Consider the following 3,914-nt stretch of genomic DNA (forward strand, 5'->3'; position numbering starts at 1 on the left):
CTCATTTACCATATTTCCAATTCCATCACAAGAGAACGGCTAGAGCGATATGTATTCACCTCTGTCGAAAGCCAGTTTCGGGATTACATTGACAAAAAGATGCCCTATTCCAATATGTCAGACGATACACGGCGGCTGGTGACTGGCTTCTGTTGCTATTCTTTACTTGGATACCTCCTGAAATTTCTTTGGATCAATATGCAGACCGATGTGGATGCCTCGGTTGACGATTTAAGCATTCTCATCCACGGTGCGCTGGAAGCGATGGTTCAGAAAGATCGGAATGAGCCGGCACACAGAAACGGAGAATAATACAATGCCCCAGTTTACCAAATATGCTTTGGAAAATTCTTTGAAAAAGCTGCTGCTGCAAAAACCACTGAATAAAATCACCATCAATGATATCACCGAGGACTGCGGAATTAACCGCATGACCTTTTATTACCACTTTAAGGATATCTATGATCTTGTGGAATGGGCCTGCTTGGAAGATGCAAGGCAGGCATTGGAAGGAAAAAAGACCTACGAGACATGGCAGCAGGGCTTTGTTCAGATTTTCCACGCTGTGCGTGACAATAAACCTTTCATCATGAATGTTTACCGCTGCGTCAGTCGGGAGCAAGTTGAGAAATACCTGAATCCTTTGACAGACGATCTCCTGATGGGAGTTATCAACGAGCTTGCCACGGGTATGGTCGTCCGAGAAGAGGATAAGGCTTTCATTGCTCAGGTCTATTCCTACGCCTTTGTGGGGCTGATGCTGGACTGGATCAAGGATGATATGAAACAGGAGCCGCAGACGCTGGTGGGGCGGTTTGCTCTGGTGATTCAAGACGATATATTTCTGGCGCTGAACCGTTTCCGCTTGGATCGTTCTGCATCAGATCCCGGTAATTGATAAAATTCACAGCAATTATGCCTCCCTGATGGATTCTTCATCAGGGAGGCTATTCTGTTTATTGTGAAAAAAGAGCAGCTACCATACAATGATGTCACCAAAAGAAAAACACAACGAAAAAGGAGCTGCTATTATGTATTATTCTGCTGGAACCTATGAAGCCTTCGCACACCCGGAAAAACCGGAGGGTGTAGACAGCAAATCCGCCTATATCATCGGCACCGGCCTTGCCGGTCTGGCCGCCGCATTCTATCTGGTCCGGGATGGCCAGATGAAGGGTGAGCGGATTCACCTGCTGGAAAAACTGGAGTTGGCCGGAGGAAGCTGCGATGGCCGCAAGGACATCACCAAGGGCTTCTATATGCGGGGCGGCCGGGAAATGGATAACCATTTTGAGGTCATGTGGGATATTTTCCGGGATGTACCCTCTCTGGAGAATCCTGAGATTTCCGTGCTGGATGAGTATTACTGGCTCAACAAGCATGATCCCAACTACTCTCTGTGCCGCGCTACCGTAAACTGTGGCGAGGATGCCCACACCGATAAAAAATTCGGTCTGGACAAGGAATCCGCCATGGCCCTGTCCAGACTGTTCATCACCCCGGAAAAGAATCTGGAGGGAAAGAAGATCTCCGAAGTCATGCCGGATTCCTTCTGGCAGACCAACTTCTGGCTCTACTGGCAGACCATGTTCGCCTTCCAGCGCTGGTCCAGTGCTTTGGAAATGAAGCGGTATCTATGCCGGTATGTCCATCACATCGACGGCCTGCCGGATTTCAGCGCCCTGCGATTCACAAAGTACAATCAGTACGAGAGCCTGATTCTGCCCCTTGCCAAGTATCTGGAAAGCTACGGCGTGAAGATCGAGTACGGGATGGATGTGAAGAATGTCATCATTGAAACTGTGGGCGACCAAAAAATCGCCAAACAGATCGTCTACATCAAGGATGGTCAGGAGCAGACGATTGACCTGATTAAAGATGACCTGGTGTTCATCACCAACGGCTGCTGCACTGACACTTCCTGCTACGGTGATCAGACCCATGCACCGGATTTGTCCCAGGTGAAAAACGGCGCGGGCGAATCCTGGGATCTGTGGAAGAACATCGCAAAGCAGGCCAAGCATGGCGAGTTCGGCAACCCCGACAATTTCTGCACGGATTTTGAGGCCACCAACTGGATGAGCGCTACGGTGGAAACCAAAAACGAGGAAATCATCCAGCATATCATTAACATCTGCCACCGGGATCCCCGTGCAGGTAAGGTCACCACCGGCGGCATCGTCACCGTGAAGGACAGCTTTGATAACTGGATGCTTTCCTGGACAATTAACCGCCAGCCCCAGTTTAAGAGTCAGGACAAGGACACCGTACTGGTATGGCTCTATGCTCTGAACACCAATGTTGAAGGGAACTTCGTCAAGAAGCCCATGCGAGGGTGCACCGGTGAGGAAATCTGCCGGGAGTGGCTGTACCATATCGGTATTCCGGAGGCGGAGATCGAGGGACTTGCCAAGGATGCCTGCAATACCACCACCTGCTTCATGCCCTTCATCAATGCTTTCTTCCAGCCCAGAAAGAACGAGGATCGGCCTAAGGTGGTTCCGGATGGGGCCGTCAACTTTGCGTTCCTGGGTCAGTTTGCTGAGACTCCGCGCGATACGATTTTTACCATTGAGTATTCCATGCGCACCGGTATGGAATCCGTCTACACTCTGCTGAATGTTGATCGGGGCGTACCGGAAGTCTGGGGCAGCAAGTATGATATCCGGGAACTGCTGCGGGCATGCTACTACGCCATCGATAAGAAACCTATCACAGAAGTCAAGCTGTCCTTTAAGGAAAAGGAACTGCTGAAAACCGTAATGAAGAAAGTTCGGGGAACCGATCTTGAGCTGCTTCTGAAAGACAGCGGACTGATCGAGTAATTCTTTTATAACCATACCAGACAGAAAGGACGATATACTATGTCAAAGGCTCATCAAATTGATACGCAGAAGTGCCCCTGTGTTTTCTCCCGTGCAGTGAAACTGATCACCGTTGGAATGGCCTTATATGGTGCATATGCGGCAGGAAAATGGGTCAAGGAAAATCATATTGAACTGCGTGAAAAATGGAAAGCTGCTCAGCATACGCAGGGAGAAAGCGTGGAAGCGGAGGACTTTGCAGATTAAGCTTCCCGGGAGAGATTTTCCGATTGGAACATCTCTCCCTTTTTCCAGAGTGAGAGCAGTCAATTTAGGACAGAATGCGCTTTTTATTCAAAACTGACAGAATTCGATGTTTTCTCCTATTTGAGAAGAAAGCCCTGTTTTCTCAGTGGAGCTTTTGAGGAGAATTCATTATACTTGAAGCAGAAATTGAGTTGAAAGCACATTGCCGGGGAACAGAAGCAACCGCTTCCATCTTTTATTTCATATATTAACATGAAGGAGATCAAATCAAAATGAGTGTATCTACAACCATGAAAAAGCTCGGCATTGAGCAGATGATGAAATACCTCTACAAAGATCCTGAAAAGAACCTTCCGAAGCTGATGGACTGGGCAGATGATTTCAGCAAGGGAGAATTTGAAAGTCAGCGCAAGGCCATCCGGGAAGCTATTGAGAATCCGGATCATCCCTATTATTCCTTTATCCGTCACATGATCAATGATGTGGATCATCATGTGCTGACCACCATTGCCGTGAATTTCTTCATCAATGCTAATCTCATTGGCTGGCCCCGTCAGGAGGAGCTCCGCAAGAAATACGGCTGCAACATCCCCTGGGCAATCCTCTTAGACCCCACTTCCGCATGTAATCTGCACTGCACAGGCTGTTGGGCGGCAGAATATGGTAATAAGCTGAACCTGACCTTTGACGAGATCGACTCCATCATCACCCAGGGCAAGGAACTGGGCGTCTACATGTACATCTACACCGGCGGTGAACCGCTGGTCCGGAAGAAAGACCTGATCAGACTGTGTGAAAAGCACGATGACTGCGTATTCCTTACCTTCACCAACGGCACGCTCA

At 48.7% G+C, this 3,914-nt stretch carries 5 protein-coding genes; all 5 read left to right on the forward strand.

Translation table 11 applies throughout. From position 1 onward, the window contains the following. On the forward strand, positions 1 to 312 hold a 312-nt coding region (locus tag ACI4N7_RS00005; RefSeq protein WP_439731316.1), incomplete at its 5' end, for a TetR/AcrR family transcriptional regulator C-terminal domain-containing protein. Between the two features lie 4 nt (positions 313 to 316). Then, a complete protein-coding gene (locus ACI4N7_RS00010; RefSeq protein WP_439731317.1) occupies positions 317 to 898 on the forward strand; it encodes a TetR-like C-terminal domain-containing protein in 582 nt (193 codons plus the stop codon). Between the two features lie 133 nt (positions 899 to 1,031). Then, positions 1,032 to 2,825 (forward strand): oleate hydratase, encoded by a 1,794-nt coding sequence (locus ACI4N7_RS00015; protein WP_439731318.1) that lies wholly within the window; start codon positions 1,032 to 1,034, stop codon positions 2,823 to 2,825. 39 nt (positions 2,826 to 2,864) lie between these two features. Continuing rightward, entirely contained in the window at positions 2,865 to 3,071 is a 207-nt protein-coding gene (locus ACI4N7_RS00020) for a hypothetical protein (protein ID WP_439731319.1), read from the forward strand. 272 nt (positions 3,072 to 3,343) lie between these two features. Next, positions 3,344 to 3,914, forward strand: a 571-nt coding sequence (locus ACI4N7_RS00025; protein WP_439731320.1) for a radical SAM protein, incomplete at its 3' end; no start/stop codon positions are given.

Origin of the sequence: Dialister sp. (assembly GCF_051885895.1) — a bacterium.
GTDB lineage: Bacteria > Bacillota > Negativicutes > Veillonellales > Dialisteraceae > Dialister.

Excerpts from the sequence above, each read along its gene's own strand:
- ACI4N7_RS00010 (WP_439731317.1), top strand. The coding sequence starts at position 317 with ATGCCCCAGTTTACCAAATATGCTTTGGAAAATTCTTTGAAAAAGCTG.
- ACI4N7_RS00015 (WP_439731318.1), top strand. The coding sequence starts at position 1,032 with ATGTATTATTCTGCTGGAACCTATGAAGCCTTCGCACACCCGGAAAAA.
- ACI4N7_RS00020 (WP_439731319.1), top strand. The coding sequence starts at position 2,865 with ATGTCAAAGGCTCATCAAATTGATACGCAGAAGTGCCCCTGTGTTTTC.